We start from the raw sequence: 2,736 nt of genomic DNA, 5'->3' as shown, positions 1-2,736 counted from the left end.
GGGGCAGCCTGGGCCTGAGCCCCGACGTCGCCGGAGCGGCCGCCGTCACCGGAGCCACGACGCGGCGACGTCCCGGCGAACGTCCCGGCGCTCGTCGCGTCCTGCGTCGCGGCGGCCGACTGGCGCCGCGCCTCGGCGAGCGCCTCCGAGGGGTCCGTCAACGACGACGGCGGCAGCTGGTCCCCGAGCGGCGACGTCCCCGCCGGCCGCCCGGAGTCGGCGGCCAGGTCGCCCGTCCCGGATCCCCCGAAGCCCTTGCCGATCGCGTTGAGGGCGGCGGTGAACTCGGTCGGGATGAACCAGACCTTGTTGGACTGCGTCCGTGCGACCTCGGGGAGCATCTGGAGGTACTGGTAGGCGAGCAGCTTCGGGTCCGCGTCGCCACGGTGGATGGCGTCGAAGACCTGGAGGATCGCGCGCGACTCGCCCTCGGCCTCGAGGATCGCCGCCTGCGCCGAGCCCTCGGCACGCAGGATCGCCGCCTGCTTCTCGCCCTCCGCCGTGAGGATCTGCGACTGCTTGACGCCCTCGGCCGTGAGGATGGCCGCGCGGCGGTCGCGCTCGGCGCGCATCTGCTGCTCCATCGAGCCCTGGATGGACTGCGGCGGGTCGATCGACTTGAGCTCGACGCGGTTGACGCGCACGCCCCAGCGTCCGGTCGCCTCGTCGAGCACGCCGCGCAGCTGGCCGTTGATCTGGTCGCGGCTCGTCAGCGTCTGCTCGAGGTCCATCGAGCCGACGACGTTGCGGAGCGTCGTGACGGTGAGCTGCTCGATGCCCTGGATGTAGTTGGCGATCTCGTAGGTCGCGGAGCGCGGCTCGGTGACCTGGAAGTAGATGACCGTGTCGATGCTCACGACGAGGTTGTCGGACGTGATCACGGGCTGCGGCGGGAACGACACGACCTGCTCGCGCAGGTCGACGCGCGCCCGGACCCGGTCGATGAACGGCACGAGGAGGTGCAGACCGGCGTCGAGCGTGCGCGAGTACCGCCCGAGCCGCTCGACGACCTGCGCCTGGGCCTGCGGCACGATCCGCACGGCCCTGATGAGGGTGACGATGACGAACAGCGCCACGAGGCCCAGCACGAGGTAGATGATCAGCTGGTTGGCGCTCACGGCCGGGTTCTCGATCACGGCTGACCCTCCGGGTCGTCGGGGAAGGCAGGACCGGCGGCGGACGTCCCGTCGTCGGCGAGGGTGGCGACGACGGCGGTCGCGCCGTCGATGCGGACGACACGGACGTCGGTGTCCGGCGGGATCACGAGGCCCGCGTCCGCCGTGCGGGCCGACCACTGCTCGCCCGCGAGCTTCACGAGCCCCGACCGCGACGTGACCTCGGTCATCGTCAGCGCCGGCCGGCCCACATGAGCCGCGGCGTTCGTCTCGACGAGCGGCGTGGTCCGGCGCAGGTTGCGCAGCAGGTAGGGCCGCAGCACGACGAGCATGAAGGTCGAGGTGGCCGCGAAGGTGAGCACCTGGACCGTCACGCTCGCGCCGAGGGCGCTCGCCAGGATCGCCGAGACGGCGCCCACCGCGAACATGAGCAGCACGAGGTCGAGCGTGAGGACCTCGAGCACGCCCAGGGCCACGGCGGCGATGAGCCACCACACCCAGTGGATCTCAATCTGGTCCATGCCACCCCTCGTCGCCCGTGACGTGCCGAGATCATCCTAACCGGCACGTGGTGAGACGGTGGGAGTCCCTTGACCGATCGATGAGGGACCGTGGTCGCCGCGGCGTCAGTGCGCGGCGCGTGCGCTCCACCGGCCGCCGTGTCGGTCCACCTGGAGCGCGACGTCGAACGTCTCGGAGAGCCGCTCGGCGGTGAGCACCTCCTCGAGCGGCCCCGCCGCGTGCACCCTGCCGTCGCGCAGCAGCAGCCCGTGGGTGAAGCCCTCGGGGATCTCCTCGACGTGGTGGGTGACGAGCACGAGCACCGGCGAGCGCCGGTCGCGCGCGAGCTCCGCGAGCGCGGCGACCAGCTCCTCGCGACCGCCCAGGTCCAGCCCCGCGGCGGGCTCGTCGAGCAGCAGGAGCTCGGGGTCCGTCATGAGGGACCGCGCGATCTGGGTGCGCTTGCGCTCGCCCTCGCTCAGCGTGCCGAACGTGCGCTCCGCCAGGCCGCCGACGCCGAAGACGTCGAGCAGCGCCCGGGCGCGCTCGTGGTCGAGCGCCTCGTACTGCTCGCGCCACCGGCCCGTCATGCCGTACGCGGCCGTGAGGACGACGTCGAGCACGGTCTCCGAGCCCGGGATGCGGTCCGCGAGCGCCGCCGAGGCGACGCCGATCCGCGGCCGCAGCTCGAACACGTCGACCGCGCCGAGGCGCTCGCCGAGCACGTGCGCGGTGCCGCTGCTCGGGTGCATGCGCCCGGCCGCGATCTGGAGCATCGTCGTCTTGCCGGCACCGTTGCGGCCCAGCACGACCCAGCGCTCGCCGTCGGCCACGGTCCACGAGACGTGGTCGAGGATCGTCTTGGCGCCGCGGCGGATGGACACGTCCTGCAGGTCGAGCACCGGCGTCATGGTCCACGACCCTACCCGCGGCGCGGGACGTGCCGCCCACCGCCACGCGCGATGCCGGCGGAGCGCTCGGGCGGCGGCAGACTGGACCCGTGAACGCCGCGCTCGAGCTCCCCCGGTCCGTGCTGCTGGCCCTGTGGGTCCGCGGCGTGAGCGCCGGCGCCGACCCCGTCCGCCGCGCCCTGCGCGCGGTGCAGGGCGACGACGAGCCC

Annotated in this window: 3 protein-coding genes; all 3 read right to left on the bottom strand. The window is 73.3% G+C overall.

The window, feature by feature from the left end; translation table 11 throughout:
- Positions 1-1,136: SPFH domain-containing protein (locus tag ICW40_RS16435; protein WP_308121868.1), on the bottom strand; the 1,136-nt coding region annotated here is incomplete at its 3' end.
- Positions 1,133-1,636: an NfeD family protein gene (locus ICW40_RS16430; protein ID WP_260459341.1), complete on the bottom strand. Its 504-nt coding sequence runs from the start codon at positions 1,634-1,636 to the stop codon at positions 1,133-1,135. The genes ICW40_RS16435 and ICW40_RS16430, both read right to left, overlap by 4 nt.
- Before the next feature lie 105 nt (positions 1,637-1,741).
- A complete protein-coding gene (locus tag ICW40_RS16425; RefSeq protein ID WP_221655091.1) occupies positions 1,742-2,527 on the bottom strand; it encodes an ABC transporter ATP-binding protein in 786 nt (261 codons plus the stop codon).
- Positions 2,528-2,736: the final 209 nt, after the last annotated feature.

It is taken from the genome of Actinotalea ferrariae (assembly GCF_019733465.1).
Classification (GTDB): domain Bacteria; phylum Actinomycetota; class Actinomycetes; order Actinomycetales; family Cellulomonadaceae; genus Actinotalea; species Actinotalea ferrariae_A.
This window is presented reverse-complemented; position numbering and strand designations above follow the sequence as displayed.